The sequence below is a fragment of the Mesorhizobium waimense genome (genome assembly GCF_003601975.1).
Taxonomy (GTDB): domain Bacteria; phylum Pseudomonadota; class Alphaproteobacteria; order Rhizobiales; family Rhizobiaceae; genus Mesorhizobium; species Mesorhizobium waimense.
Genome location: NZ_QZWZ01000034.1, coordinates 1 through 26,086, shown reverse-complemented (window position 1 = coordinate 26,086; position 26,086 = coordinate 1). Strand labels below are relative to the sequence as shown.

Here is a 26,086-nt window from a genome sequence, read left to right as displayed (position 1 = left end):
CTGCTGCCACAGCCCTAGCAGGCACGCGGATATGAGCCGACCGCGCGCGATTGTGTCGAGGCAGAGCGTTCGGCAAACACCCGTCGCGCCTATGGCGCCGACTGGAGGCATTTTTGCGCCCGCTGCCGTTTGATCCGCAGCCGCCGGACCCACAAATCGTCGGCGTCTGCATCATGGCCCTAGGCCTCGGGATCGGCAAGGGACAACAAGTCGGTGTCGTCCATCGAGCGCCGCCTGTGTCGTCGCTGACCTGGAACTATACACAACGCGGTCAACCGCTCGACCGGAACGACCGGGCATCGCCACCGTGCTCGTCGGCATTCGTAACAAAAAAGCCTCCCCGACCCGTCAAAGGGAAAGCCATCCTGCGCGAGGATGTTCTCGCCGTGCAGGAAACGCTCGACCACGTGACACTGCGTGGTCTGCGCGACCGCGCCATGCTGCTTTTGGGCTTCGCCGGTGGCTGCGCCGCCCCGAAATCGTCGGCCTTGATGTTGCGGGCGATCAAACCGAGGACGGCCGCGCTCGATTGAATTCTTTCCAGACATGGGCGTGCTGGTCCGTCGCCGCCTGCCCGGTCGTCGCCCTGTAGGCTTGGCTGAAGGCTGGCCCGTATTGCACATGGCCCCTCCCGCCGCGTCACCGGTCAGGGCAAAGTGTTGGGAGCCGATCGGCTGAAAGGTCAGCAGGTGGCGCGGCTGGTCAAACGCGCGGCCTTGCTGCCGGTGCGCGCGGGATCTTTCCGAGCGCGGCCAAAGGTCTTCTAGCCATCCGCTGCGCGCAGGCCTCGCGTCCTCCGCCGAGTTGATGAACACTATGTGAGGAAGCAGCTTGGCCACGCCTCGACGGTGATGACACGCAAGTACCAGCGCCGGCGCGATCGGTTCCGGGTGAATCTGACCAAGGCGAGCGGACTGTAGGGCGAAAGCCCCTCCCTGCCTGACCCGATGGGTCGCTCAGCTGTTCGGCGTGATCAGTTTCAATGATGGAAAATAGGTGCGGTAGCGGCCGACGTCGCGGGTCAGCAGCGGCAGACCGCTAACGGCAGCATGGGCGCCAATGAAGAAGTCGGGTAGCACGCCGGTGCGCGACCCGCCGGACTTGCGATACTGCGTAAATACCTTTCCAGCGAGAAACAGGGCGGCGCGCGGCATCGGAGCGATTTCGAGACCCGCCTCATCGACAAACGCGTCGAGGTCTTCGATGCGGTCATATCGAACGGCAAGCTCGGCAAAGACAGCATCGTTGATCAGTAAAGGTCCATTGAGGGCCTGCTGCCTCAAGCTGCGCGACCGACCAATCCGCCCACTTGGGATCATCTGTGACCAAGTCGAGCAGAACGTTGGTGTCGACGAGCGTCACGCTTCGCCACGCGTCAGCGCCATGATCGCGTCGGTATCAAGCCCCTTGCCGGCATGGCCACGCAATTTGGCGAAGCGGCTCGCCGGCTGCTTCTTGTCGGCGCGTGCAAGCACCACGCTACCGTCGGCGGCGCGGACGAAATCGACCTTGCTGCCTGGAACGATACCGAGAAGGTCGCGGACCGGCTTCGGGATGGTCACCTGTCCCTTGGCTGTAACTGTAGTGGTCATGTTCACACCAATTGTAATGCGACAGCTTTTGAAGGTATTACCCTGGACGCCGTTTTTCAATCCCTGGCTGGCCGAGATCGCAGCTCGCACCCTAATGCGGAGGCGGTGCGGCTGTCTGCCTCTTGGGCCAAGAACTGGTCGACTGTGCGGGAAGGCTTGGCCTGGACCCGTAGCTAACACGACTGGCGTGATAGGAAACGTATGTGCGTTTTCCCTCGAGTCGGGGGAAGCGTCCGCAGTTTCATGACTTGGCGTCCGCCGCAAACTTGTGACGATTTATGACATCAGGGACGCGCTTTTCGACCGGCAATGCTTGTCAACTGACCGGAATTCGTGAGGCTTGATGCCTTTTTGAGTCGGTTTTCGTGAGACCACATGCATGGCGCCGATCGGCCTCTCCTTAAGTTGCTGATTTTCCAGATCTGTTGATGCGGATCTCCGGCCGTCTGGCTTTGTCACGCAGTCTCACGATTTCCGATTCACGTGCCGATGCAGGCCGCCGGAGAGTGCGCCCCAACCAGCCTCGAAGCCCCGGAAACCTCCCTGCAGGGCGAGGCCAGTCCGAAACCGGCTCACTTTGTGCGCTTTCGGCCATGGATGGCATAGGACGCGATCTGGTGCTCTTTCGCCGGCTCGCGGCGTTCGCACCCCAGAAAGCCGCTCCACGTCCATTTATGCGGCTCGATAAAACACGCCTGCAACTGCTCGGTTGATCGCAGCCGTCGATATTGTACAAACGGCAGTGCGTTCAAAGATGACCCGCGGCCCGCAAATCCGCCGCGAACGTCGACAGATGAATCACCAGCCGCAAAGGCTGGCCTTGGGGCTGGCCCTGCAGGCGCTCGGCCCCGAAGGAGGCGTACCAATCGGCGGCGCGCTCGTTCTTGGCGTCTATGATCAGAAGGATGCCGCCGCCCTCCGTCACCAGCCGCAAGCAACGCCTGGCGGCGGCGGCCAACAGCTGACCACCCAACCCCTGCCCCGCGACCGACCTGTCTGTGGCGATACGCGCCAGGAGAAAGCCCGGGACGTCATGACGCGCCAATCCCCTGGTCATTCGCGCCGGCACGGCCGCATGGTCGACAGCCGAGGGCGCGATCGAGTAGAAGCCAAGGATGCGCCCGGGCCGCGCCGTTTCGATCGCGCAATAGGTCTTGGCGGCGTTCTGTTCGTGGCTCTGGCGTGCGTACCGGGCCAAAAACGTATTCATGTCCGCCTCGCCGCAATCGAAGCCAGTCCGATCATGTTCTTTCGAGATCGGCTCCTCATGCCATGCCGGAAGGCTCATCGGTCACGCGGCAACGCGGCGATCGCAGCGCGCAGTTTTTCGTTCGGCGCAGGCGGGTTGTCCATGAGCTCCAGGATGCGCAGGAAATCCCGCTCAGAGACTTCAATTTTTTCGGCGCCCTCGATCACCGCTTCGGCCTCGCGCAGGGCCGCGCGGGTGACGAATTCCGTCAAATCCGTATGCGCAAGCGCTGCCGCCCGCATCAGTGTCGCCTTTTGCCGCGCCGCTACCCGCAGGTTCATCCGTTCATTCGCTTCAACCGCAGCCCGGGGCATAACAATCTCCTTCCACTCCTGCTATTGCCAATGTAGCTAAACGGAGTCATGAATGTCAATATATATGTATTGAAGGCGTACAAAGCAGCTCCCAGATACTCCAACCAGTAGCCAGATGACCAGCCGCGCGAACCGGCCGTTGCCGCTCGCTTTTGACGGCCAAATCAGGCTAGAATCCCCATCATGACCAACGCCGACAACCCAGCCCAGGATGATCTTCCGGACATCATCGATGTGGTGATGGAGATGGGACGGCACGTAGAGAAGGCCGAAATGCCCCCTGCCCTATTTTCGTCCGCGGCAGGAAAATGGGCGTCGGATGGTCCTTGCAAAATCAAAGTGAAGTTTGTAATTTGCAAGGATGATTTCTCGCAGAGTCCTACCGTTGGTCAGGCAAGCGCTCGGACGACAGGCGGCTGTCGCTTTGATCGGCCCGAGACAGGTCGGCAAGACTACCCTCGCATTGGAAGTCGGCGATGAGACCGGTGCGCTTTACCTCGATTTGGAGTCGCGCGAGGATCGAAACAAGCTCTCGGATCCCGTCCTCTTTCTCAAGGCCTACGAAGATCGTCTGGTCATTCTCGACGAGATCCACCGTGTGCCGGACTTGTTCCAGGAACTGCGCGGCTTGATCGATCAGGGCCGCCGCCGGGGACGCCGCAGCGGCAGGTTCCTGCTGCTGGGCTCAGCATCGATGGACCTGCTCCGCCAATCCGGCGAAAGCCTTGCCGGCCGTATCGAATATGTCGAGATGACGCCGCTCGATGTCCTGGAAGTTGGAGCAACGGACACCGAGCGCCTATGGCTGCGCGGCGGGTTTCCGGACAGCTTTTTGGCAGCCTCCGATGCCGACAGCCTGGCGTTCCGGCGCAGCTTCATTCGAACCTACCTCGAACGCGATGTCCCGCAATTCGGACCACGTATTCCCGCACAGACGCTGGAGCGGCTCTGGACCATGCTCGCCCACAATCAGGCTGGTCTCTTGAACGCTTCGCGGCTGGCGTCCGGCCTGGCCGTCAGCGCACCGACCGTGACATCCTACGTCGATCTTCTCGTCGATCTTCTCCTGGTGCGAAGGCTTCCTCCATATCACGCCAATACCGGCAAGAGACTTGTAAAGTCGCCAAAAGTCTATGTGCGCGACAGCGGCATCGTGCACGCGCTGTTGGGCATCGAAGATCTCAATGGCCTTTCCGGGCACCCCGTTGTCGGGGCCAGCTGGGAGAGCTACGTCATCGAAAATCTTCTCTCCTTAGCGCCTGCGCGTACAGTGGCCAGTTTCTATCGGACCGCCGCCGGCGCCGAAATCGACCTCCTTCTGGCTGCGCCCGGCAAACGTCCCTGGGCGATCGAGATCAAGCGCAGTCTGGCGCCGAAGGTTGAAAAGGGCTTTCACCTGGCTTGCGAGGACGTCAATCCGGCGCGTCGCCTCGTCGTATATCCCGGTGCCGAAAGCTTCCCTCTCAAGGATGGCGTGGAGGTGAAGAGCCTAGGCGCTCTCGCAAAGGCTGTGGTGGATCTTGCCTGACGGAGGCGGTGAATTCTTCGCTTTCCTCCCCACGAGCGCTATGTGCAGAAGCAACTCGGCCACGCATCCGCAGAGATGACGCGCAAATACCAGCGCCGGCGCGATCGGTTCCGGGTGAATCTGACCAAGGCCTCCGGGCTCTGAAATGCCCCTGCCATCCCCGTTTGTTCGCTTCGATGGAGGCGTTCAGGGCTCAAGCGGCAACAATACCACGTCGAGTACAGCAAGCGCTGTTTCCAGACTGTCGGCGGCCCGACGCTTTGTAACCAGGCATGATCATCAACTGTCCAATGGCACGACCCACAAATTCTGGGTTTAGCTTTTCCAACCGATCCTTGGTCCGAGAAACTTGCGCCGGGAATGCGCGCAGAGCGTTGACCATGGGCTCCAACTGGAACCGTGCTGCAGCAGCGATATCGAAAATGTCACGCCGCTTGGCTTCCGACCCTCGGTAGTAGACCCTATTGGCGATGATCTCAGGAATGGTGTCGAGCTGCACTGCCCTTCCCTCAACTTCACGCATCTGGAAGGGATTTCGCGTCAGGGTTCCGGCAACGATGAAGTCGATCTCGCCGACGTTCTCGAAAGCGAATTTCTGAAACCGAAGCCCATCGCCCGGATAGTCCGCTGGCACCAGATCAAAACGGAGGCGGCTTCTGGACGGGTCGATGAAGCCGAGCAGTTGAGGGTCATCGAGGAAAATATCGATGTCATGGGCTTTCACGATGACCGATCTGGATCATCATAGCGGTGCCGCCGCCAAAAGACCATTCGAAGTCGTAGCCGCCGGCATTCTTCCGAAGCTGATCTATCAGGTCGACGGCGATGCGAAGAAGCCGCCGCCATTCGGAAGGGCGCCGGCTATCCTGTTCAGCCATTACGCAGCGAGCGGATAGCTCTCGCCGGACCAGGCAGAGAACGCAGCGGCAAAAGTCTTCAGGTCGGGGACCGGGATGTGGTGCACTACGGCGAATTCGACCTGCAGCGAGGGGGGAACCTCGCCGAGAAAGGCGCTAATATGGCCGGGGTGCTGTTTGGCCAAATCGAGGTCCGCTAGGCAATTCGCCAGCGCTGCGTCGTCCAGCTGTACGCTGTAGGGCGCGTTCACAGTCGTGAGTACGGATGCCAAATGGTTGCTCATAGAGGCCTTAAGGTAATCTTTCCGGGCCGATGACACAAGTTGCCGCCTTCGCCGTGGGGCAGGCCAATGACATCGTTATCTGCAGTGACCTGTTGTGAACAGCATGATCTCGCGCAGCAAGCCGGTTGGATCGCGTCGATCGCCGGCGGGGGTCCCGCGACGCGGCCATTCTGCTCGACGGGGCCGACAACCGGTAATTGTTCTGACGACTGTGACAGAGGCCTGACTGCCCAAGCGGGCTCTATCTGCGACCTTCTCTAGTCGGGACTGCTCGCCGCAGGGTTCTGCTCCCAAGGACAATTCAGCAATCGCTGCAACGATCTGGGCACATGTTGCGCGCTACTACAATGACGCCGGGGCGGTTGTTGGGGGCGAGCCATGCCATTGGATCGTGTAGTGTGCCCTCGGCCAGAGAAGAGCTAATGAGCATAGCGGGCGCGAGATCGAGATCGGCAACCTTTCGCTTCCTTGTCGAGATACTAGCATAGGCTATGTTCAGAGGGAGTTCTCAGCTGAGAACTTGGGTATCCCCCTGCGCAGCGCGACACCGTGAGACCCCAATTGCGTTAACTCCTCGTTAACCCTTAATTCATTGACGCCCGCTGAGACTCACGGCATCTTACGCTCAAATCGAGAAAAGACCGAATTGAGCGTTTTTCATGCCCGAGAGCATCACTCTAGACACCGCCCGAGACTCTGCGCCGAAATCGCTGACGCGACTCATCGAGGGCGACGCAGATATCCTAAGCGCTCAGCTACAGCAACTGCGCGCGCGCGCCTTCCCGCCGTCGGCAGAGAAGGAATTGCGAAAATTCATGGCTGGCGAGGCGGCCAAGCTGATTGGCATCAGCGATGCCTATCTGCGAACGCTGGTACTCGACGGAGTTGTGCCTGAGGCCGAGAAGAACGCAGCAGGCCGTCGGCTTTACTCGCTCAAACAGATTCACGACATCCGCGATCATTTGGGGAAGAACAAGAAGGGATACGTCCCCAGGCGCGCGAGCAGTGATAAGTTGCAAGTGCTCGCGGTAACTAATTTCAAGGGCGGATCTGGGAAGACCACAACCAGCGCGCACCTAGCGCAGTTCTTCGCGCTTCGAGGGTATCGGGTCTTGGCTGTTGATCTCGACCCCCAGGCTTCGTTGTCTGCACTGTTCGGAATCCAGCCAGAATTCGATCTGGAGGCCAACGAAACGATTTATGGAGCGATCCGCTATGACGAGCAGCAGCGACCCCTGCGGGACATCATACGCAAGACCTACTTCACTGGCCTCGGGATCGTTCCAGGCAATCTCGAACTTCAGGAATTTGAGCACGAGACCCCTCGCGCTTTGACGGAGAAGTCGCGCTCGGCGGACAAGATGTTCTTCACGCGAGTGGCTGCCGCACTCACGTCGGTCCAAGCTGATTATGATATCGTCGTTCTCGATTGCCCGCCGTCTCTCGGCTATCTGACACTGTCAGCCCTCTGCGCTGCGACTTCCGTACTGGTGACCATCCACCCGCAGATGCTGGATGTGGCGTCGATGTCCCAGTTCCTGCACATGACGGCGGGATTGTTTGACGTGGTGGAAAGGGCAGGGGGTAATGCAGGCTACGACTTCTTTCGTTACGTGCTGACGCGATACGAGCCTAGCGACAGTTCGCAGTCGCAAATTGCAGGATTGCTCAAGGGCTTGTTCGGAGATCGGGTTTTGACCAACGCGATGGTCAAATCCGCGGCCATCTCGGATGCAGGAATCACGAAGCAGACACTCTATGAAGTAGGCCGCGAGAACTTCCATCGCCAGACCTACGACCGCGCCCTCGAGGCACTGGATGCACTTAACAGTGAAATCGAAGCGTTGGTGTCACAGACGTGGGGGCGCAAATGACGAAGAGACGCGATGCCTTAAAAGAGTATCTAGCGCCAATCACCTCCGAGTTCTCAACTGAGAACTCGACGCCCAGGCCACGACCACAAGTTTCCTCTGGAGCTCTCCAGAGCATGAACGAAGCGATATCCGGCTTCACGCAGGAAGCCAATGAATTGCGCAAAGCGATGGCCCGCGGCGAAACAATCATCGAAATCGACCCATCCGACATCGACTCGTCTTTTGTGAAGGATCGTCTTGATGATTTCTCAGGTGAGGACTTCGACGCACTCGTTCAGAGCATTCGTGAAAACGGGCAGATCCTGCCTGTTCTAGTCCGTCCTTACTCTGAGAAAAGCGGTCGCTATCAACTCGCATTTGGGCATCGTCGGGTCGCCGCCCTTCGTCATCTCGGCGGGAAGGTCAGGGCCTTCGTACGAGAGCTGACAGACGATGAACTGGTAATTGCGCAGGGCAACGAGAACCTGGAGCGTAAGGACCTTAGTTTTATCGAGAAAGCCCTTTTTGCGTTCCGCCTCGAGGAACTCGGGATGTCGCGCGCCGTCATCATGTCGACTTTCGGGACTAGTTCGAAAGGTGTGCTGTCAGAAATGATCACGCTCGCGCGAAAGCTGCCAATCGAAATGATCGAAGCCATCGGTTCAGCTCCTGGCATCGGGCGGCCACGATGGGACACCCTCGCAGGGCAGCTTGCAACCGCCAGCGATGTAGCTTGGAAGCAAGTTGTTGAATCAACGAGCTTCAAGAGGCTGACGAGCCAGGAACGGTTCGAAGCTGTTTTCGAGGCGTTGAGGGACCAACGACCTCGGAATCCAAAGGCAACCAGCGATCCCGCACGTTGGGCCCCTAAAGACCAATCAGTAAGCGTTACCGTGAAGGCGACTGCGAAGAAGGCGGTTGTGATCTACGAGGCAAAGGATGGCCCGAGCTTCGCAACATACGTCGCAAAGCGACTGGATGACCTCTACGAGGCCTTCCGGAAGTCGGAAACATCAACAGGAGTTTGAAACCGCAAAAGAAAAAGGCCCCCGAACGTCACCGCTGCGGAAGCCCTTCTCAGATCTAGACAATCAGAGAATCACATTTCCGCGGATCACTGTCAAGAGTCTTAGGCGTCGATTCGGCGAGCAGGTTTCTTTTGCCTGATTGAAAGGCGAAGGAAAAATGGAGACGGGTATTGCAACGACGCCCTTCGGGCGGCGGCCGATGTCGCTTGCCATGTTGGCGGCACAGAATGACTCGAAGGAAATCCCCGACGGCAAGGCCGTCGAGAAATGGCATGTCTACCGCCACCTTTGCGAGGGCAGGAGCATTGTCGGGGTCGGCGATCGCGCTCTGGCCGTTCTGAACGCGTTGCTGTCGTTTTATCCGGACAGCGAGTTGAGCGAGGAGAACGGCCTGATCGTGTTCCCCTCCAATGCACAGCTGTCGCTGCGAGCCCATGGGATGCCTGATGCTACGCTCAGGCGGCACCTGGCAGCCCTTGTGGACTGCGGCCTGGTCACCCGACGCGACAGTCCGAACGGCAAGCGCTATGCGCGCAAGGGGAGGGGAGGGGACATTGAGGAGGCGTTCGGCTTCTCTCTCGCCCCGCTACTGGCCCGTGCTGATGAGTTCGAAGCGGCCGCCGAGCGCGTGCGCGCCGACAACAAGGCCCTGAGGCTAATGCGCGAACGGATTACGCTGCACCGCCGGGATGTTCAAAAGCTGATCGAGGCAGCCGTGGAGGAAGAAATGCCAGGCGATTGGGGCGGCCTGTGGCGACGTTTCCGCGCTGTTGTGGAGGCGATTCCGCGTCGGGCATCCCTGGGCGAGATGGAGTTGATCGTGGGCGGTCTGGCCGCGTTGCACGAGGAAGTGGACATCCTGCTGGAAAGCTTCATGAATTCCACGAATCCGAGCGGCAATGAGTCTCAAAACGAGCGGCAGCAATCATATTCAAATACCGACTCTATTTTTGAATTTGAACCTGCTTTAGAGAAAAGCACGGCGCGGGCAGAGCCAAATCCCGACGGGAAGCCGAAAGGCTATCCGCTTGGCCTTGTGCTGAAAGCGTGCCCCGACATTGTCGACTATGCCGTGGAGGGAATTGGCAGCTGGCGCGATTTCATGATCACCGCGGCCCAGGTCCGCGGATACCTGGGGGTCTCGCCGTCGGCTTACGAGGATGCTTGCCACACAATGGGCCAGGAGACGGCTGCCGTGGTGATCGCCTGCATCCTGCAACGGTCCCAGCACATCAACTCGGCCGGCGGATATCTGCGCGTGCTGACCGAAAAGGCGAGGGCAGGGGAGTTTTCGGTGGGACCGATGTTGATGGCGGCGTTGCGAACGAACGGGGTGACGGCAAAGATGACGGGTTGATCCGAGCGCGAAATTTTTGATGCCGATGGTCGCTACACGATCAGCCGAGCCGAGTGCCCCGATTGCTGCTCGGCGTCGTTGTAATCGTGCGAGGACTGTTGCACGGCGCGGTGCTGGGGCTGTTGCATTGCCTCAGCCAGCGGGATCCCACGTCTGGCGGTTCCATGAGAAAGCCAGAGCTCAGGCCATGGGGCACTGAACAGTTTGTGTCGGTTTTGCTTCCGGATTTCAATTGAAACGCTAGGCGGAAAATCCGCACGCCACGACTGCGCCAATTCGGCTCTGGGCGGGAGAGCCCCGACGCCTTGGTGAGGTTGGCCCGGAACCGATCGCACCGCCGAGCGGCAGTCTGCAAAGCGCGCTATTTCTTGGTGGCCAGCGATTGCTTGAGGAGGACGATCTCCTTCAGGGAGATGGTGTGCAGTTGCTCAATCCGCTTTAGCTCGCCTTCCAAATAGGCATTTCGCCTGTCGAGCCGGGCGCGGTCTTCATCAAGAAGCTCAATTTTGAGTAACGCGTTACGTAAAGTATGCCGCTGCTCCTCGAAGAAGGCGCGTTCGACGATAAGCTGTGTCTCTGAATCGAACGCATCTTCGATGACACGCTGCACACGAACTGCCCTGCCGGCAGCAGCCAATCGCGCACGATAGGCGCGCTGTCGTTCCGCCGGCGTTAGCGCATCTGGTTGACGGGGGCGGCCACGCGGGTGTTTCGGTGTATCCATGCTTCTAGTTTAGCATAACGCGTTACGAAAACAAAGCCACCCCCTTGCTTCGCAAACGTTACGGCTTTTGGTGAGAGGAAAGGAAGGTGATGTCAGAGCCCCGACGCCTTTAGCGAGATTGGGCGCGCCGCCGCTGATATTTGCGCGTCATCTCGGTTGAGGCGTGGCCAAGTTGTTTCTGGACGTAACGCTCCTCGATGTCGGCCGAAGCCGCTTGCCGGCGAGCGCGGTCCATGGGCTGGCCGCGCCCGGGTAAAGGTCCAGGCAACCGGAGAGCCGCCGTTCGATCGTCGCGACCGAGCGCGCAGTGGCGCCGTGTTTATCGTTTATAAAAACCTGTCGACGAGCGCGGCGGTTTTGGTTCAAATTATTGTCAAAAGCGCCGCCGTGGTTCATCCTGTCGATAATGATTCTGCGCCCGAAACCGTCTCGACGGCACCTTGTCGAACCTGCCCATGCCGAGCCGTTCGCACTCGCGACGCCGGTGCCGTCCTGGCTGCGCCGGGCCGCGCGGCAGCCGCAGACGCTGGAGGATGCCGCGATTATGGCCGGCGCCGCTATCGGCGCGCTCGATGCAGTCGTGCGCCGGCAAGAACGATGGGCTGGCGCCTGGCGGCAGCGGCTAGCGCTTGCGGCCGGCGCGGTGACGGCAAGACAAGCGGGCCGCGTCGAGGATGAAGTACCATTGCGCGATGCTGTGCTCCTGACCCGCCCCGGCGATGACGTCGGCCCCGCCGGCCGGATGTTTTTGGCCTGGCGTCGGTTGGCCACGCGGCCTACGGAGGAACTGCTGAGCGAGCCGGGCATCGCCGAGGTTCTGGACGATCTGGGTCTCGCACGCGACGATGGGACGGTATCCGATCTTTTGGATGACCTTCGGCAACTCGCCGGCGCCGAAGGGGTGGTCGCAATCCTGGGTGGGGCGCTCGCCAGCGCGGAACGGCATGGTGTTGGGCGCGCGGGAGCATGGTTCGCGGATGCGCTGCTGGCGCAACGGCTTGGCTGGGGCCATGCGGTGCCGTTGTTGGGCACGGAGGCCGAGCCGGGGGCGAAGCTCGCCCGCGCACGACGCCCGGGAACAAGTTTGGCGACTGGCGTGGAGCGCCAACCCGACCAGACCAAAGGACTGCTTTTCGCGCACGCGCGCGCCGCGCTGCGCGCCATCGATCTTTCCGCCGAGCTCGGACGCCGCGCGGATCGGCTGCTCGCGGTGGCGCCGAAGTTGCGCGCCCGGGCGTCGGATCGCGTCGTCGAAAAACTACTGTCCGGCGACGCAATTGTCGCCTCGGAGAAGATCGCCGGCATGAGCGATCGCGGCCTGCGCCGCCTTTTCGACCGTCTCGTCGATCTTGGCGCGGTGCGCGAGCTGTCCGGCCGCACCACGTTCCGCATTTACGGGCTGTAGCGGATGGTGGAGGGCTCTCGTACAAGACGAGGCAAAGGCCGGTCAGATGATCATCTGTTGGACCGCGAGCTCGATCACCTGCCGCCGGAGGTGCGCTGGCGGGAATGGATGAACCGCGTCGAAGCAACCGTCTTCGCGGCGAGTGAGCCGGTCACACGTAGTGTGCTCGCGCGAGTGGTTGGCGCCAGTTGCAACCTCGACCTCCTCATCGACGACATCCGCGAGGAGCTGCGCGGCCGCCCCTATGACCTGGTCGCGGTCGCCGGCGGCTGGAAACACCTGACACGGCCAGCCTATGCCGACGCCATCCGCGCCGCCGTCGGTGTCAGCGGGCGCGCGACCGACCTCACGCAGTCCGAGGTGTTGGTGCTGATGTGTGTGGCATATTTCCAACCGATCACGCGCTCCGAGCTGTCGTCGTTCTTCGGCCGGGAGATCAGCCGCGACCTGATCGGCAATCTGCGCGAGGCTGGTCTGATCGCGTCCGGTCCGCGCAGCCCGACACTTGGCGCGCCCTACACCTATGTCACCACGAAAGCGTTCCTGCTGCATTTCGGGTTTGACACGCTTCGCGATCTTCCCGACACCGAGGCTCTCGAGGATGCCGGGCTGCTCAACAAGGAAAAGCTGCTGGCGGACCTGACCGGCGCGACAGGGCTGTTCGGCGAGATCGAGGCAGAGGAGCAAGACCAGCCATGAAGGATCCCGCCTTTGGCAAAGACGCCGTGCGCGCTCTGGCGACCGCCGATTCCTTCGCGCGCGGCCGCGACTATGTGCGCAGCGGGGCCGTTTCCGGGCTGGTGCGACGGGGCGACCGGCTGACCGCTCACGTCGAAGGCAGCGACTTCGCGCCCTACGAGGTGACGGTCGATCTGCACCAGGGTGGAGTCGCGGCGACGCGCTGCTCCTGCCCCTACGACTGGGGCGGCGCCTGCAAGCACGTCGTGGCCGTGCTCCTCAAATATCTCGACACGCCAGACTCGGTGGTGGAGCGACCACCCCTTGACGGGGTTCTCCGGAACCTCGATCGGGAGGCGCTGGCGGCGCTGCTCACCAGACGGGCCGAGGAGGATCCGGCATTCGCGTTGTGGATCGAGGCCGAGCTTGCCGCCGGTGCGCCGGACCCGCTTTCGGCCAGCCCCCGGCGAACCGCCGTCGACCCGGAGCCGATCAAACGGCAGGCCGAGGCGCTGCTGTCGGGACGCACTTCGCGCCGAGATCGCTGGAGCGACAATGGTGCCGCCGTCGACGAGGACGCTTTCGGGGCACTGATCGACAAGGCAAAGCCGTTTCTCGAAGCCGGGGACGGACGCAATGCGTTGAGGATTCTCGAGCCGGTGACGGAGGCGCTCGTGCCGGCATGGCTCGAACAGGCCGACTGGGACGAGACCCTGCACGAGTTCTTTCCCGTGCTCGGCCAGATGATCGCGGAAGCGGTGCTGTTGGGCGGCCTTCTCCCGGAGGAACGGGACGACCTGATGGTCCGGCTCGACGTCTGGCAGGGCATGCTCGATGAATACGGCCTCGACGACCATCTACAGGTCGCGATCGACGCGCTCGAACAAGGCTGGGACGAGATCGGCCTCGACGATATTCTTGCGGGAAAGGGTCGCTCCTGGCCGCTTTCGGGCCACGGCGACTGGACCACGGCGCGGCTGACGCAAGCGCGGCTTCGAGTTCTCGAGATCGGCGGGCGGACGGACGAATTCCTCAACCTCGCCAGGGCCGCGGGATGCCATGGCGACCACGCCGCCATGCTGGTCCGGCGCGGGTGCAGCACAGATGCGATTGCCTATGCGCGCAAAAGGTTCCGCTCCGCCGAAGAGGCCCTCCAGCTTTCGCGCCTCCTGAAAGAGACGGGGCAAGTCGATGCGGCGCTGGAACTTGCGGGGTGGGGACTGAGCCTGAAACCGGAAGGCGATCGTCTATTCGGAGTGGTCGGCCTCGCCCGCTGGCTGCGCGACAGCGCCGCTGCGCTGGGCCGGGACACAGTTGCAGTCACGGCGGCGGGCAGCGCCTTCGAACACAGCCTGTCGCTCGAAGATTTTCGAGCGGCCGAGATGCTTGCGGGACCAGGATGGGCCGAACTGCGGCCCCACCTCCTGGCTTGCCTGGCGGCGCCGACGTACGCCCACGACCGGACCGAGATTTTCCTCGGCGAAGGCATGATCGATGAGGCGGTGCGATCCGTCGACGTCGAGAACACGCTGCGCAATCCAGCGAACGACGTGCTGCTGCGGCTCGTCGAAGCGGCGCACGCCAGCCATCCCGACTGGGTCATCGATGTCGCCGAGCGCATCGCCGCCAACGTGATGGACGCCGGGCAGTCAGGCTTTTATGAACTGGCGGCGCAATGGCTGGAGAAGGCGGCGCTCGCCCATGACGCCGCCGGCCGGTTCGAGGACTGGATCACAAGGATCGATGCGCTGATCGAAAAGCATCGCCGCAAGCACAAGCTGCGGCCCTTGCTCGAGGCGCTGCGGCCGCGCGCATAGGCGCTTCGATGCAGCTGCGTTGTTCGCGACGAGGGACCAGATCGCGATCGCTTCGGGATCGACCGGTCGCAACCGCCCCCATCCCTATTCCAGACGGTATCCAAGCGCCCGGTATCCCGCCCGCCGCTTCGCGGCCATGCGCGCGAGCACCGGCACCGTTGCGTCGACATAGTCGTAAACAAGAATTTCGGACTTGTCCCGGTGTTCGCGATGGAGTCGTCCGACATACTGGGCGAGCGTCCCCTTCCACGCGATCGGCATGGTCAGGAACAACGTGTCGAGGCGCCGGTCGTCGAACCCTTCGCCGAGATAGCGCCCCGTCGCCAGAATAAGGCGTTCCTCATCGTCCGGCGCCCGAAGGGCGATCTCGGCCGCCTTGCGTTCGGCCGCCGACATGCCGCCGCGCAGCACGGCGAGGTTCTTCGTGAATTTGGCAAATCTGGTCTGAAGCAGTTCGAGATGATCCCGGCGTTCGGTCAATACGACCGGTGACCGCTTCGCCTCGAGCGCTCCGAGAACGTCGTCGAAGATCAGGTCGTTGCGACCATCGTCCGCAGCGAGCGCGGCGTAGATCGCTGGCATCGAGGGGCGTTCAGCGCCCGCGAGCGATGGAGGAAGCTGGAATCGGGTCGGCCTTTCCAGGACGCGATGGCTCAACCCGCTTGCGATCGTCTGATCGCGTGCGCTCGCCCGATACCGGACGGCCCCGCATTGCATGAAGATGATGGGATGGTGTCCGTCCTTGCGGGCGACTGTCGCCGACAGGTCGAGGACGTATTTCGCCTTGGCGCGCCGCGCCACCAGTTCGAAGCTGGTTGCGGAGAGATGATGACACTCGTCGACGACGACATGGCCGTAGTCGGCGACCAGGTCTGAAACCTCGCCGCGCCGCACCAGGCTCTGGATAAGCGCGACGTCGATCATGCCGGTTGGCTTGCGGCGCCCACCGCCGACAATGCCGATTTGCCGAGGGTCGATTGCGAGGAAGGTTTTGAGACGCTCGACCCACTGAGTGAGCAGTTCGCGACGGTGCACCAGCACCAGCGTGTTGCGGGCACGCTCGGCAATCAGTGCTGCGGCGACGACCGTTTTGCCGAACGCGGTGGCGGCCGCCAGCACGCCGAAGTCGTGCGCCGCCAGCGCCTCCCTGGCTTCGATCTGCCTGCCGCGCAACGCGCCTAGGAACCGCGTGCCTTCGGAAAGCGCAGATCCCGCTTCCCGGCGGTCCACAACCTCGACATCACCACCATGATCCCGGATCAGCCTGGTCACGTCGTCGAGACAGCCACGCGGCAGGCCGACATGATTGGGATGGAGCTCGGCGCAGGAGATGATCCGGGGCTTATTGAAGGTCGGCAGGCGCATCGCCTGGGCACGGTAGAACTCCGGATTCTGGAATGCGGCCAGCCGAATGATCAGGGCCACCATGGTGGAAGGTAATCCGGTACGCTCCACATAGATCTGATCAGCGAGCACGATCTTGATCCGGCCCGGCAACGGTTCATCGATCCTGACTGGAACTCGCCGGGAAGGCGTCACGCGCCAGGGCTCGTCCGCCGATTCATCCTCGACCGGCATGCGCACGCCAAGCACGCGCCCCACCGTCTCTGCCTCGTCCACCAAGCGGCTCACCGCATCGGCGGACAGACGCGGCAATACCGACAGAAAGGCCCACTGGTCGTCGTAAGGTCGCAAATCCCGGTCGACGAAGACGCTGTTGCCGCGTTCCCGGGCCCGCCGCTGCAACGGTAGGGCGATGAGGTTTCCGAATCCGCCAATCGGCATTGTGTCCTGGCTGGGAAAGAAGCGGTCGTAGGAGGCAAAGCCGATCTCCGGGCGGCGCTCCATGGTTTCGGTCACGAGCAGGGAACCGAGCTGGCGCGCGGCGCGCACCGGGATGGGCTCCGAGAAGAAGAGCCAAAGATGTCCGCCGTCGCCGGAGCGCGACCGCTCGAAGGCAGCGAAAATGCCCCTGGCTTCGCACGTCTCCATCAGAGCGGTCGCATCCACCGACCAGCTTTCCCCATCGAAATCGGCCGCCAGGAACCAGCAGGTTTCGTCGGGCAGCATCGGGTAGACGCCGGCGACGAAGTCTTCGGCGCTGGGTCGCGACGCGGTGCCGCCGCGCAGATGGCGCTCGATCATTTCGTCGGAAACCGGAATGAAGGCCTGGTGGGGACAGACGCCACATTTAACCTTCGGCTTGCCGCAGATACCCTTCACCCATTCATTGGCGCAAGCGGGCGCGTAGCCCGATCGCCCTGCTTTCCTGTTTTCCCAGCGAACGGGATATACATCCGCTCTGCCGGCGAACAGGCGCCGGAACAGACCAATTTTCTCCGCCGCCGCCGACGCATTGGTCACCGGTGCGGTCTTGGCGACAGATGCGGCCTCACCATGCGAGAGTGGCGGCGTACTCAGTTGCTCAAGTTCGACGAGTCTCGCCTCAAGGGATCGCTGCTCCGCGGCCATCGACTTCAGGCGGGCGCGGATCCGCTCAATCTCGGCGTCTCGTTCAAGATCCCAATCCGACAAGCCTGGACAATCCCCATCATTCCGAGGTCAGAATCGCCGTGGGCGAGGCGCGTTGATAGCGGCACACTCCGATCAGACGGTCGCCGGAAGGCGCGGCTGGGGAGGTTGCCGCCCCCAAATTGCCCCGATCTCCTGTTTCCGCCATCAGAACCTGACGCCTACGATCTTTACGCCGATACGATCGGCGAGTTCGAGCAATGCGGAATAGACGTCAGAGTTCCCGGTCAAATCGAGCGACGCGCCGGAATGCACCAACATGTTTGCCGGAATTCGATCGCCAAACAGCATCACGGCCAGAGCCCGATCGTCCTGCCGAGAAACCCAGTAAAGTCCCTGGATGTCTGGGCATTGTGTGTGAATGGCTTCAGCCCAGGGGCGTGTTGCTGAATAGCCGTCCTTCTCGGTGTCGATGATCTGGCTGCGCTTGATACCGAGTTTCCTTAGCGCAGTGACGCTCAGGTCAGCCAGGACGAAATCGCCCTGAGGCGTCACCTTCGAATAGACTTGATCGGCCAGTTTCACCTTGTCGTAGGTCTTCAGGCCAGGCGCGAATGGCACATCGTGGAAAACCGTTTCCATCGCCGCACAGTCAAAGGTCGTTCCGCCGTACAGAGTCGGGATACTGGCCCCATTTGCGTTTTTGATCGGGCTGAACCGGGCATTGCCTTTCAGGCCTGGATTAAATTCCGCGCCGGCATAGAGGTTCAGATGAATACGATGGATAACTTGGCCCACCGGCCATATCGTTCGGGTGATGATATCCTGCAAATTGTTCGATGGAACGGGAACTGGACTTGTCCGGGATCCCCGTCCAATCTTTGGTTTAGCCATGGAGTGCGCCTACCAACTCGTCCTCGGCGGCCGCAAGAACGCGCTCGGGTTGCGCTATGAGCATATCGTGCGGACGCTTACCCCCAAGGGAGCTGTTGACCGATGCAAACCAATAGGCGAGCCCCCAATCATCCTTTTTCCCGGAAAATACGCTCAGAACCTTGGCGAGCGCCTTGATGGGCCGATATCCGGAGGCGGAATCCAGAGCATAGCCGGGGAAATAGTCTACACCCCGATGCCGAACCGCAAAGATCTGGCCTTCTTTCTTCCACTTGTTTGGCTGCGCACTTGGATTGCTGGTGCTGAACCCAGCCATATTGGCGATCTGGGAAGCCGTCAGCCAATCACCGCTTTCCAGCACTGCCTTTCTCGCCTCGGCCGTCATCCGCGCCTCCACAAGCATATGCTGCGGGGGCGGTACCTGAGGAACCAGAGCCTCGATTATTGAACCAATGGCTTCGCGTTGGCGCCTCATCAGGATGGTACGAACGAGAGGGGCGATGCTGACGACCGTGTCCGCGAGCGCGCGGATGGCAGGTTCACTCCCGTGCTCGAACGTTAGCGCTATGACCTGCTCCGCAGTCAGCCGATCAAGTTGGTCGCCAACCTGCTTCGGTGTTCCGGTGAGCGCGCCAAATCCCGAAAGTTCCAGGGTGTCATTGGTACGTGCCATGATATCCCGCTCCGTCTGTGTGGTGAGGGTGGTTACATATATAGAAAGATAACCAATCTCATCAAGTGGTGCTGGAAACTTTTTAGCCGCAGGCGACCGTCGATTAGGTCGCCAGCCATCAATTGTACGCTCCGGCAGCTTTCGCCTTGGCCCCCGTTCGCACGGCGCCCCGTGCCCAGTAACGTCGCCTAAAGAAGCAAGATATGCGCCCACATGTCCATTTGACACAAACGCATCGTACGATGGAGATTACCCTGACGGGAGCGCAGCTCTCCATGCCAGTCGAGACGATGATGAGCAAATATAAAGATTACCGCCAGCCACGGCGTCGCTATGACGATGACCCGGTTTCCTTTTCGGAGCGGACTTCCGAGCCCAGCTACTTTCAGCACTCGCCAGCCGTAACTCCAGGCGCTGTCGACGCCGAGGTGATCTGGTTCAACGCCAGCAAGGGTTTTGGCTCGTCAAGCTGTCCACCGGCACCGAGGCGTATCTGCACATCCGGGTGTTGGAAGCTGCCGGCAGCCGCGATGTTTCCGAGGGGACGCATCTCAAGGTCACAGCGCAAGAAGGTCCACGAGGTCGCCAGGTCGTCAAAGTCCTCGATATCGGCGAGCAGATTCCGAAAACTCCGGCAGATGAGCGCTTGGCGGGAGAGTCCATTGCCGCGAGCAGTGCGCAGCTGGAGAGCGGAGGCACGGTCAAGTGGTCTAATCCCGAAAAGGGCTTCGGCTTCATTGCTCCCGAGAACGGTGAAAAGGACGCCTTCGTTCACGCTACTGCGCTGATCCGCTCAGGGCTCAGCGTGCTGATGGAAGGGCAGAAAGTGTCTTTCCAATACGGGCAGGGCAAGAAGGGCCTGGAGGTTCGGAGCATTCGCCTCCTCTAGGCGCCGATAGATCGGCCATGGCCGAAACTACCTTCATACAAAAGAAAAGCCCGCTGCCGGGAGGAGGTGGCAGCGGGCTCTATTTTCGAATACGGCGCGGGAGGAGGTGCACCGCATTCAGTATCGGCATCCATCTGGGAGGAGGAGATGGCCGACAGCAAGATGATACCGACTGGCCGCCGATATTGCAATGCACAATTTCGTATCGCAAATGCGAAGGTGCCGGCCAGCCCGCTGGCGCAGCCATGGTCGATCATCGGCGGTAACACGATATCGGCGCTGGTCGGCGTGATCGTGACGCAGTTCGTGCATGAACCCGTCCTTGCCACCGGCATTGCCGTGGCGCTGGCTATCGCCGCCCATCTTCGGTAAATTCGATGCCGCCAATGGCCGAACCCCACGCTAATCTTGATGCGCGTCGGCGACTAAGGCATCTGCAATGGGTCGATGTTGAACCCTGGAAGCGAGGCTCAGGCCGCGGGCTTCTCGAAGATCATGGACAAACCACGCGTCGAGGCCATTTCAACAATCAATTCTTCGATCGCCTGATCGGAAAGTCGCGTTTGTGTTACGTCCCGGATATGTTTGACAAGACCGTGGATCGCTACAGTCACGGTGTGCGCGGCGTCATCGAGAAGACGACTGATTTCAATCACAACGTCGGCATCTATGTCGCGTGGCAAATCTCGCATACATCCTCTCCCACCTACAGGAATATTGCCGCCTTCCTGTCCATTGTCGAGTCGAGCAGACGAAAACGTCGGGCTGTTCGATGGGCTGAACTCCTCCCAAGCAGACCGGGCTTTCTCAACTTACCGGTCGCGCTCGCCGGCACTGCGTTTGGATTTTGGCTGGTGAAGGCTTGAAACTCGTGGTTTCCGAGCCCGTGCGGTCGAGAGAGAAGAGCAAGAGATCAGACCAGAAACAAGATGAAGCAGACGAAAAAGCCCCGCGAACCGTCCCACACTGCGATGGCTGCCCAAACTGGAAGCAGTGTTAGGGGTCTCGCCATGGAGCTTGGTCCCTATTGAATTAAAGTCTGCTCTGGACAACAATCGGGCAATGCAAATCAAAGGAAGTGCTGGAAGGTTTCCGTCATCGGTATGAATAGCATGGCCTTCGATCTGTCATCGCCACATGGTCGGATGCTGGCGACGTTCCGCGCCGGCATCGCGGCATTCGAACGCGACCTGATAGCGAACGCGTCAAATCCGGGCTAGCCGCAGCAAAAGAACGTGGGAGAAAGCTCGGTCGACCGACTGGGGAGCGCCGAAAATCAGATCGGCTGGCGACAAAAGTCATCAAGTTGTACGCCGAAGGCTGTAGCTGTAGCTGGATCGCTCGCGATCTCGGTTTGAGCAAGAACACCGTTGCTGACATCGTCAAGCGCAGCAGACTTTCCTTGGCTCCGAAGATGGAGATCACGCCATGACCATGCGATCAGGACGCCCCCCATCCGATCCATATCGCAAGGCCCGCTTCAGGGAAATTGCACGGGAGATCGTCGCGAAAGACCGTTACAACCGGAAATACGGGCTCTCCGTCGATACCGCGGGCACCATCGCCAATGCGCTTGAGAGAGCATACCGGGAGGGAACCCGTGACGGGGAGCGCGGACCCGCTCCCGTGGCCGAACAACCGGACAGCGGACCAATAGAATGGGCGCTGATACCGCCACGACCAAGGGACGCTTTCTGGACCATCTGCCTGTTCACGCTGTCGCGTGGGGGTAGGCCCGCCTCGAGCGGACGCCTTGTCCCCGCTATCACGGAGCGTGGAACGCCGGGTTGGATGCTCGACTTGCAGGAGCGGACCTATGAGAAACTGTTTGGTGACAGAACGATCGCACCACTCGTGCGCCTCGGCCTGATCGCGGAAGCTTCAGATGATCCTGCCCACCGGGTCGTCTCAAAACGGGGTGAGGAAACTTGGGGCCTGTTCGTCCAGCGGGGCGGTCAATACCCGGACGACCTGACCCATCTCTAGCCGCAAGCGAAAACCCTCGTTCAACGCAGACCGCGCGTGTCATTTCGCCTCAGCCGGAACCGACCCCGACATCGCTGCTCCCGTCGTTGAAGTAAGTTTTGCTCTCTTTTCCTGCCGGTAGAAAGTTCGGGCACGTCCCTGAACGTTGGCTTCCCAACGTGCCGCCGGGGCAAACGCCGAGCCATCGAAAACTATTTGCGCAAAGGCGCCAACAATGCCCTGATCCTGCCACTCTCCATAGGCAGGTGCGCCCAGAGGAAAATCTCCAGCACAATCGGACGGGGGGAGGCTCAGCCCCATGAGCAGGGTGGCGCGCGAGGAAGCCAATCCAGTTTCGTCGGCAACGTTTGCGCCGCTCGAGAGTCCGACTTTTCGTCCGATCTGGCTGGCGAACCAGGTATCCAGTCTTGGCTGGCTGATGCAGACCGTTGCGATCAGTTGGCTGATGGCAACCATCTCGACTTCGGACGTGATGGTCGCCCTGGTGCAGGCTTCGAGGACGCTGCCCGTATTCATTCTGTCGATCTTCGCCGGGGCCATTGCCGACAGTTTCAGCCGCCGCCAATGTGATGATGCTCGGCTGGTGCGTGATAGCTTTGTCGTCGACGATGCTGACTGCTACTGTGGCGCTGGGGTTCTACAATCCATGGATGATCCTCGCATTCAGCTGTTTGGCCGGATGCGGCGCCGCTTTCACCGACCCTGCCTGGCACGCCTCGGTCGGTGACATCCTGCGAAAGCGGGATGTTCCAGCCGCGGTCACACTGATCTCGGTCGGCTACAACGCCATGCGAAGCATCGGTCCGGCGTTCGGCGGCATCGTCGTTGCCTCCTTCGGACCACTGACGGCTTTCGCCATCGCGACGCTGACCTATCTGACGCTGCTGTGGACCGTTGGGCGCTGCAAATGGAATGTGCGCTCTTCGCCTCTTCCGCGCGAGCCATTGACCACAGCTATGCATGACGGAGCGCGCTTCACGGCGCTGTCGGGAGAGATCAAGGCGGCAATCGCGCGCGGAGCGCTTTTCGGCCTGACTAGCATCTCCATACTGGCGCTGCTGCCCCTGGTCACCCGCGATCAATTGGGGGGAGGACCGATCGGTTATGGTATCCTGATGGCCGGCTTCGGGACGGGCGCCTTGTGCACCGGCATCTGCAACAACATCCTGCGACGGTCGCTGTCCCAAGAGCGTCTGACGACACTGGCCTGCATCGCCTGCGCGGCTTGTTGTCTTTCGCTTGCCCTGACGCCTTCACTGGCGGTGGCGGCTATTGCTTTGGCGCTCGGCGGCGCTGGCTGGGTCGTCACCTGGACCGGGCTTGACGTGAGCGTGCAACTGTCAAGCCCAAGGACTTCGCCTTCCAGCCGTCGTGGGAACCCCACGATGAGGACCGGCGATGCAGACGCGAACCGTGCTGGCGGTCCCGATGGAGTCGAACGACCGGTCTTCGTTCCGGCCGACGCAAACTCCGGCGCCGTTTCAACGCCGTCAGCGCTTGTAAATGTCGAAAAACTTGTCCAAACGTCCCTCCGTCAAAGCGACGCCGATGAATAGCCGTAGCAGGGAGTAGACATGGTCTTTCGCTTGAAGGAGCGCCTCGGCCGGAAGTTTGAGGAAGAAGTGCAATTCTTCCGGTGCTGGCAAAGGGACAAAAAAGGAGTGGGCGCGCTCATGCCGACTTCTGTTCATGCGGCGCGCCGCATGGCTAGCGTGATCAGGCCAGCGTCCGGAATGCCAGTTCTCGAGCTTGGGGCAGGGACCGGGGTAATCACCAAGGCTATCCTGGACACGGGCGTGAAGCCACAGCAGCTGGTTTCGGTCGAATATTCGAAGGATTTCTACAATCGCCTCACCCTACGTTTTCCGTGCGTAGATTTTCGATTGGGCGATGCTTTTTCGCTGGGTGAAGTGCTGGCGGAACGAAATGCCGAACAGTTCGACTGTGTCATAAGCGCGGTGCCGATGTTGAGCTTCCCGATGGAGCTGCGCCTCGCCTTGCTTGAGGATTTGCTGACCCGCATCCCTGCTGGCAGGCCAGTGATGCAAATCACCTACGGACCATTGTCGCCAGTGATCAAGATGCCGGACCGCTACATCGTGTCACACTACGATTTCGTCGTCCGCAATATCCCGCCCGCGCAGCTCTGGACTTACCGCCGAGCGGTCTGACTCTGAACGCAGCCAACGCGCTGCGCGCTCCGCGAAATCGTGCCTGAAGCAGAGCGAGAGCTGGGCCAGCTTGGAGCTGCGCAGGCGCTGGCGCTTGAGTACCTCTGCGCCCCCTTGAATGGTCGAGGGACCGACAGCACATTGTGCGATGGCCGGCGGGTCTGCGGACGGCTCGACGCAGAGGAGTGTTCAGCAAGTTGGGAGGAGCGAATGAACGCGGAGGATTTCAGCAGCCCCATCTTCGTGAGGCGCGCTACGTATATCGTACAAGAAATCGCCAGCCTTGCGGACGCTATCGATTTTCTCAATGACTGGCCCGAAGATCAAAGGGACCGGCTTCATCAGACTGCCCTTCGGGCATGCTATGATGCATGTGACGGGCAGAAACCCGTAAGCGCTGCACGCCATGCTTTTCTCGACTTCGCCAAGCGAGCCGCCTTTTTGGAAGATCCGATATCCGCCATGCAGGTGGATCGCCGCCTGCAAGATCGTGCGGGTTTAGTGTTCTACACGCCTGTCTGCGGTACCGCGCGGTGAGAGCCATTCCACCGTGCGCTCGCAGGTCTTTCCTCGCAGCCGCGCTCGAAGCATCTGCTTAGCGATTGAAGTCTGGAGGCGAAGATGCTGGTTGCCCGGCTGGTCGGGTACGAGCCGCGCGAACCGGTGTGGAAGCGGCGGGCCTGGGATCGCGAGCCGGATCTCGACGTGGCCGCTCGCTGGAGCGTCCGCCGCAAGCCCGTGGCCGGGCTCGAGGACCTGGCGCTACCTGCGCGAGGAGCGCCATCTCCCCGAGTCTGTGATCGGCGCCGCCATGCGCCACGACCTGCTGCGGGAGGGCCCTCGTGGCAGCATGTGGGCCGCGCCGTGGCGGAGCGGGTTAGTCCAAGGCGGAATATGTTCTGCAGAACATATTCCGCCCTTCTCCGATCGCACCGTTCGTTCGGACCGGGCCTATGGCGCGCTGTCCTTGCGCCTGCACGGTATTGCGCGCTCGATTAATCTTCTCAAACCCGGCGCCTTCGCGGCCTTTCGTCACCAGCGCCGGTACCATGGACAAGGACCGATGGCACTGCCCGCGAGCACATCGCCAAATCGGCCGACCTGATTGCGGCGATCCGCCTGCCGGAACGCAGTTTTCGCACTGAGGCCGGCACCAACGTGGTGGTCGACATCCTGTTCCTGCGCAAGCGCAAGGTCGGCGAGCCAGAGGGCGATCTATCCTGGCTCGACATCGAGGAGGTCCGGCCAGCCGCGAATGACGAGGGCGCAATCCGTGTAAACCGTTGGTTTGGTTCGCCCGGCATCCGGATTTTGTGCTCGGCCGGCACGCGTTGATGTCCGGGCCCTTCGGCGAAACCTACACATGCTTGCCCCGCCAGGGTGCGGGCCTCGACGCCGCGCTGTCGGCCGACATCAATCTCCTTCCGAAAGCTCTCTATGACGGCGAGCCCACCGGGATCGACTTCGATATCGAAGATGCCGACGACCATGGCGTCATCGATTTGCCCGCCCTGCATGTGCGTGAAGGCGGCTTCTTCTTCGACAACTCCAGAGGCCCTCATGCAGGTAATCGACGGCGAGCCCGTCGTCGTGGAGATCCGCAAGGGGGGCAGCGCCGACGGCGTGCCGGAGAAGCAATGCGGCCCTTCTGGCGGCGACGACAGGGTTGCGTTCCACCAACCGGAAAGACCTCCGCCGCAAACCTGAGCTTGGCGGATGATCCAACGAATCAATCTTGCGCGACGAGCGCAGCACTCGATACGCAGCTATGTATCGCGGCTACAAGAGTAAGCGTTCGTTCGATCTATTTGTCTGCGTTACTGCTTTTGCGGGGGTTTTGAAGTAATTTAGGCTATTATAATCTTGGAATTCAATCACTGCGCAGAATTTTCGCTTCTAACGCCGCCACAACGAAAGCCCGTCTGGCAACCAGCGGGTGGGCTTCGCCACGCAGAACCTGAAGGCATGCATCCATAGCCAGTTTCCGCTTCTTCGTCCGATCATGGAAGCTCCGGAGCAGAATCGTGGCCGCGTCGTTCACATCGAAAATGACGCGCTCACGGTCATGTCGGCCAACTTGCACCACCACGGGTCGGACGAACCTGCTCGACATCCAATTACACCCTCAATACCGAGCTTGGTGCGGTCTGCGCCTGCCATGACGTCGGCTCGTTTCATACATGTATTGCCGAGGGCCGAATAGGGCCAGCAGACCTTGCCGGCCTTCACACTTCGTGCGCCAGCCACCTGGCGCAAACTCTGCTGCAATGCCGGCGCTTCTGGCGGCGGGCGGGGATGCCGGCAGAGGTAGAGGG

At 61.1% G+C, this 26,086-nt stretch carries 24 protein-coding genes and 8 pseudogenes; 19 read left to right on the top strand and 13 right to left on the bottom strand.

Annotation, left to right across the window (positions count from 1 at the left end; all coding sequences use genetic code 11):
* Positions 1-42 precede the first annotated feature (42 nt).
* Positions 43-920, top strand: a pseudogene (locus D3227_RS43040) (site-specific integrase); the annotation flags it as partial.
* Positions 921-956: 36 nt separating this feature from the next.
* Here the strand turns inward: D3227_RS43040 and D3227_RS29825 are convergent.
* The 4 genes and pseudogenes from D3227_RS29825 to D3227_RS29810 all read right to left on the bottom strand — a co-directional run bounded on the left by D3227_RS29825 (position 957) and on the right by D3227_RS29810 (position 3,155).
* Positions 957-1,362, bottom strand: a pseudogene (locus D3227_RS29825) (type II toxin-antitoxin system VapC family toxin).
* On the bottom strand, positions 1,359-1,592 hold the full coding sequence (locus D3227_RS29820) for an AbrB/MazE/SpoVT family DNA-binding domain-containing protein (protein WP_109670799.1): 234 nt from the start codon (positions 1,590-1,592) through the stop codon (positions 1,359-1,361). Before D3227_RS29820 ends, D3227_RS29825 begins: the two are co-directional and overlap by 4 nt.
* A 748-nt stretch (positions 1,593-2,340) precedes the next feature.
* Positions 2,341-2,880: a GNAT family N-acetyltransferase gene (locus D3227_RS29815; protein WP_120017799.1), complete on the bottom strand. Its 540-nt coding sequence runs from the start codon at positions 2,878-2,880 to the stop codon at positions 2,341-2,343.
* Positions 2,877-3,155, bottom strand: coding sequence for a type II toxin-antitoxin system TacA family antitoxin (locus D3227_RS29810; protein ID WP_120017798.1), 279 nt, complete (start codon positions 3,153-3,155; stop codon positions 2,877-2,879). The genes D3227_RS29815 and D3227_RS29810 overlap by 4 nt, the downstream gene beginning before the upstream one ends.
* A gap of 424 nt (positions 3,156-3,579) precedes the next feature.
* On the opposite strand from D3227_RS29810, the gene D3227_RS29805 reads away from it, so the two are divergent.
* Both D3227_RS29805 and D3227_RS44115 read left to right on the top strand, forming a co-directional pair.
* Positions 3,580-4,683 (top strand): ATP-binding protein, encoded by a 1,104-nt coding sequence (locus tag D3227_RS29805; RefSeq protein ID WP_425374565.1) that lies wholly within the window; start codon positions 3,580-3,582, stop codon positions 4,681-4,683.
* Between the two features lie 33 nt (positions 4,684-4,716).
* Positions 4,717-4,827: pseudogene (locus tag D3227_RS44115) on the top strand (integrase); the annotation flags it as partial.
* Positions 4,828-4,876: 49 nt separating this feature from the next.
* Here the strand turns inward: D3227_RS44115 and D3227_RS29795 are convergent.
* Positions 4,877-5,407 (bottom strand): hypothetical protein, encoded by a 531-nt coding sequence (locus D3227_RS29795; protein WP_120017796.1) that lies wholly within the window; start codon positions 5,405-5,407, stop codon positions 4,877-4,879.
* Between D3227_RS29795 and D3227_RS41225 the strand changes: the two genes are divergently transcribed.
* Positions 5,391-5,579 (top strand): hypothetical protein, encoded by a 189-nt coding sequence (locus D3227_RS41225; RefSeq protein WP_147377709.1) that lies wholly within the window; start codon positions 5,391-5,393, stop codon positions 5,577-5,579. The two genes, D3227_RS29795 and D3227_RS41225, sit on opposite strands and share 17 nt — an antisense overlap.
* On the opposite strand, the gene D3227_RS29790 is transcribed toward D3227_RS41225, so the two are convergent.
* A complete protein-coding gene (locus D3227_RS29790) occupies positions 5,561-5,812 on the bottom strand; it encodes a hypothetical protein (RefSeq protein WP_245451926.1) in 252 nt (83 codons plus the stop codon). The two genes, D3227_RS41225 and D3227_RS29790, sit on opposite strands and share 19 nt — an antisense overlap.
* Before the next feature lie 671 nt (positions 5,813-6,483).
* Between D3227_RS29790 and repA the strand changes: the two genes are divergently transcribed.
* The 3 genes from repA to repC all read left to right on the top strand — a co-directional run bounded on the left by repA (position 6,484) and on the right by repC (position 10,062).
* Entirely contained in the window at positions 6,484-7,698 is a 1,215-nt protein-coding gene (repA, locus tag D3227_RS29785) for a plasmid partitioning protein RepA (RefSeq protein WP_120017795.1), read from the top strand.
* The gene (gene repB / locus D3227_RS29780; protein ID WP_120017794.1) at positions 7,695-8,705 is read left to right on the top strand and encodes a plasmid partitioning protein RepB; all 1,011 of its coding nucleotides are present in this window, start codon (positions 7,695-7,697) and stop codon (positions 8,703-8,705) included. The genes repA and repB overlap by 4 nt, the downstream gene beginning before the upstream one ends.
* Before the next feature lie 157 nt (positions 8,706-8,862).
* Positions 8,863-10,062, top strand: a complete 1,200-nt coding sequence (repC, locus tag D3227_RS29775; RefSeq protein WP_120017793.1) for a plasmid replication protein RepC — start codon at positions 8,863-8,865, stop codon at positions 10,060-10,062.
* Positions 10,063-10,423: 361 nt separating this feature from the next.
* Here repC and D3227_RS29770 read toward each other — a convergent pair whose 3' ends face one another.
* Together D3227_RS29770 and D3227_RS43035 are read right to left on the bottom strand one after the other, a co-directional pair.
* On the bottom strand, positions 10,424-10,786 hold the full coding sequence (locus tag D3227_RS29770; protein ID WP_147377708.1) for a hypothetical protein: 363 nt from the start codon (positions 10,784-10,786) through the stop codon (positions 10,424-10,426).
* Between the two features lie 109 nt (positions 10,787-10,895).
* A pseudogene (locus tag D3227_RS43035) lies at positions 10,896-11,000 on the bottom strand (integrase); the annotation flags it as partial.
* 192 nt (positions 11,001-11,192) lie between these two features.
* Here D3227_RS43035 and D3227_RS29760 point away from each other — a divergent pair.
* From D3227_RS29760 to D3227_RS29750, 3 genes are read left to right on the top strand one after another with little or no spacing between them, the layout of a single operon-like run.
* Positions 11,193-12,191, top strand: a complete 999-nt coding sequence (locus D3227_RS29760) for a DUF1403 family protein (RefSeq protein WP_120017791.1) — start codon at positions 11,193-11,195, stop codon at positions 12,189-12,191.
* A 3-nt stretch (positions 12,192-12,194) separates the two neighbouring features.
* Positions 12,195-12,890, top strand: coding sequence for an SMC-Scp complex subunit ScpB (gene scpB, locus D3227_RS29755; protein WP_120017790.1), 696 nt, complete (start codon positions 12,195-12,197; stop codon positions 12,888-12,890).
* The gene (locus D3227_RS29750) at positions 12,887-14,686 is read left to right on the top strand and encodes an SWIM zinc finger family protein (RefSeq protein WP_120017789.1); all 1,800 of its coding nucleotides are present in this window, start codon (positions 12,887-12,889) and stop codon (positions 14,684-14,686) included. The genes scpB and D3227_RS29750 overlap by 4 nt, the downstream gene beginning before the upstream one ends.
* A gap of 84 nt (positions 14,687-14,770) precedes the next feature.
* Here D3227_RS29750 and D3227_RS29745 read toward each other — a convergent pair whose 3' ends face one another.
* From D3227_RS29745 to D3227_RS29735, 3 genes are all read right to left on the bottom strand, one after another.
* Positions 14,771-17,158 (bottom strand): TOTE conflict system archaeo-eukaryotic primase domain-containing protein, encoded by a 2,388-nt coding sequence (locus D3227_RS29745; protein ID WP_120017834.1) that lies wholly within the window; start codon positions 17,156-17,158, stop codon positions 14,771-14,773.
* A gap of 207 nt (positions 17,159-17,365) precedes the next feature.
* Positions 17,366-18,052, bottom strand: coding sequence for an RES family NAD+ phosphorylase (locus tag D3227_RS29740; protein ID WP_120017788.1), 687 nt, complete (start codon positions 18,050-18,052; stop codon positions 17,366-17,368).
* Positions 18,045-18,725 carry a hypothetical protein gene (locus D3227_RS29735; protein ID WP_120017787.1) on the bottom strand — a complete coding sequence of 227 codons (681 nt, stop codon included), beginning with the start codon at positions 18,723-18,725 and terminating at the stop codon, positions 18,045-18,047. The genes D3227_RS29740 and D3227_RS29735 overlap by 8 nt, the downstream gene beginning before the upstream one ends.
* Positions 18,726-19,230: 505 nt before the next feature.
* On the opposite strand from D3227_RS29735, the gene D3227_RS43890 reads away from it, so the two are divergent.
* From D3227_RS43890 to D3227_RS29685, 9 genes and pseudogenes are all read left to right on the top strand, one after another.
* The gene (locus D3227_RS43890; protein ID WP_281034978.1) at positions 19,231-19,614 is read left to right on the top strand and encodes a cold-shock protein; all 384 of its coding nucleotides are present in this window, start codon (positions 19,231-19,233) and stop codon (positions 19,612-19,614) included.
* A gap of 219 nt (positions 19,615-19,833) precedes the next feature.
* Positions 19,834-19,974: pseudogene (locus D3227_RS29725) on the top strand (HPP family protein); the annotation flags it as partial.
* 26 nt (positions 19,975-20,000) lie between these two features.
* A complete protein-coding gene (locus D3227_RS41860; protein WP_167480908.1) occupies positions 20,001-20,480 on the top strand; it encodes a hypothetical protein in 480 nt (159 codons plus the stop codon).
* 562 nt (positions 20,481-21,042) lie between these two features.
* Entirely contained in the window at positions 21,043-21,600 is a 558-nt protein-coding gene (locus tag D3227_RS29710; RefSeq protein ID WP_120017786.1) for a hypothetical protein, read from the top strand.
* Positions 21,601-21,898: 298 nt separating this feature from the next.
* Positions 21,899-22,952 (top strand): annotated as a pseudogene (locus D3227_RS29705) (MFS transporter); the annotation flags it as partial.
* Positions 22,953-23,174: 222 nt separating this feature from the next.
* Positions 23,175-23,771 (top strand): phospholipid N-methyltransferase PmtA, encoded by a 597-nt coding sequence (gene pmtA / locus D3227_RS29700; RefSeq protein ID WP_120017785.1) that lies wholly within the window; start codon positions 23,175-23,177, stop codon positions 23,769-23,771.
* Positions 23,772-23,981: 210 nt separating this feature from the next.
* On the top strand, positions 23,982-24,308 hold the full coding sequence (locus D3227_RS29695; protein ID WP_245451924.1) for a DUF982 domain-containing protein: 327 nt from the start codon (positions 23,982-23,984) through the stop codon (positions 24,306-24,308).
* A 13-nt stretch (positions 24,309-24,321) separates the two neighbouring features.
* Positions 24,322-24,585 (top strand): annotated as a pseudogene (locus tag D3227_RS29690) (hypothetical protein); the annotation flags it as partial.
* Between the two features lie 99 nt (positions 24,586-24,684).
* A pseudogene (locus D3227_RS29685) lies at positions 24,685-25,406 on the top strand (lactate dehydrogenase); the annotation flags it as partial.
* 235 nt (positions 25,407-25,641) lie between these two features.
* On the opposite strand, the gene D3227_RS29680 reads toward D3227_RS29685, so the two are convergent.
* A complete protein-coding gene (locus D3227_RS29680; protein ID WP_120017784.1) occupies positions 25,642-25,884 on the bottom strand; it encodes a DUF982 domain-containing protein in 243 nt (80 codons plus the stop codon).
* Positions 25,809-26,086, bottom strand: a 278-nt coding sequence (locus tag D3227_RS42280; protein ID WP_208646484.1) for a hypothetical protein, incomplete at its 5' end; no start/stop codon positions are given. The genes D3227_RS29680 and D3227_RS42280, both read right to left, overlap by 76 nt.

What these genes read in the sequence shown, in the direction of transcription:
- D3227_RS29745 (WP_120017834.1), bottom strand. Translation starts at nt 17,158, where the DNA reads ATGGCCGCGGAGCAGCGATCCCTTGAGGCGAGACTCGTCGAACTTGAG.
- D3227_RS29810 (WP_120017798.1), bottom strand. Translation starts at nt 3,155, where the DNA reads ATGCCCCGGGCTGCGGTTGAAGCGAATGAACGGATGAACCTGCGGGTA.
- pmtA (WP_120017785.1), top strand. Translation starts at nt 23,175, where the DNA reads ATGGTCTTTCGCTTGAAGGAGCGCCTCGGCCGGAAGTTTGAGGAAGAA.
- repA (WP_120017795.1), top strand. Translation starts at nt 6,484, where the DNA reads ATGCCCGAGAGCATCACTCTAGACACCGCCCGAGACTCTGCGCCGAAA.
- D3227_RS29750 (WP_120017789.1), top strand. Translation starts at nt 12,887, where the DNA reads ATGAAGGATCCCGCCTTTGGCAAAGACGCCGTGCGCGCTCTGGCGACC.
- D3227_RS29680 (WP_120017784.1), bottom strand. Translation starts at nt 25,884, where the DNA reads ATGTCGAGCAGGTTCGTCCGACCCGTGGTGGTGCAAGTTGGCCGACAT.
- repB (WP_120017794.1), top strand. Translation starts at nt 7,695, where the DNA reads ATGACGAAGAGACGCGATGCCTTAAAAGAGTATCTAGCGCCAATCACC.
- D3227_RS41860 (WP_167480908.1), top strand. Translation starts at nt 20,001, where the DNA reads ATGGCCGAACCCCACGCTAATCTTGATGCGCGTCGGCGACTAAGGCAT.
- repC (WP_120017793.1), top strand. Translation starts at nt 8,863, where the DNA reads ATGGAGACGGGTATTGCAACGACGCCCTTCGGGCGGCGGCCGATGTCG.
- D3227_RS41225 (WP_147377709.1), top strand. Translation starts at nt 5,391, where the DNA reads ATGTCATGGGCTTTCACGATGACCGATCTGGATCATCATAGCGGTGCC.
- scpB (WP_120017790.1), top strand. Translation starts at nt 12,195, where the DNA reads ATGGTGGAGGGCTCTCGTACAAGACGAGGCAAAGGCCGGTCAGATGAT.
- D3227_RS29710 (WP_120017786.1), top strand. Translation starts at nt 21,043, where the DNA reads ATGACCATGCGATCAGGACGCCCCCCATCCGATCCATATCGCAAGGCC.
- D3227_RS29820 (WP_109670799.1), bottom strand. Translation starts at nt 1,592, where the DNA reads ATGACCACTACAGTTACAGCCAAGGGACAGGTGACCATCCCGAAGCCG.
- D3227_RS29815 (WP_120017799.1), bottom strand. Translation starts at nt 2,880, where the DNA reads ATGAGCCTTCCGGCATGGCATGAGGAGCCGATCTCGAAAGAACATGAT.
- D3227_RS29740 (WP_120017788.1), bottom strand. Translation starts at nt 18,052, where the DNA reads ATGGCTAAACCAAAGATTGGACGGGGATCCCGGACAAGTCCAGTTCCC.
- D3227_RS29735 (WP_120017787.1), bottom strand. Translation starts at nt 18,725, where the DNA reads ATGGCACGTACCAATGACACCCTGGAACTTTCGGGATTTGGCGCGCTC.
- D3227_RS29770 (WP_147377708.1), bottom strand. Translation starts at nt 10,786, where the DNA reads ATGGATACACCGAAACACCCGCGTGGCCGCCCCCGTCAACCAGATGCG.
- D3227_RS29760 (WP_120017791.1), top strand. Translation starts at nt 11,193, where the DNA reads ATGATTCTGCGCCCGAAACCGTCTCGACGGCACCTTGTCGAACCTGCC.
- D3227_RS29695 (WP_245451924.1), top strand. Translation starts at nt 23,982, where the DNA reads ATGAACGCGGAGGATTTCAGCAGCCCCATCTTCGTGAGGCGCGCTACG.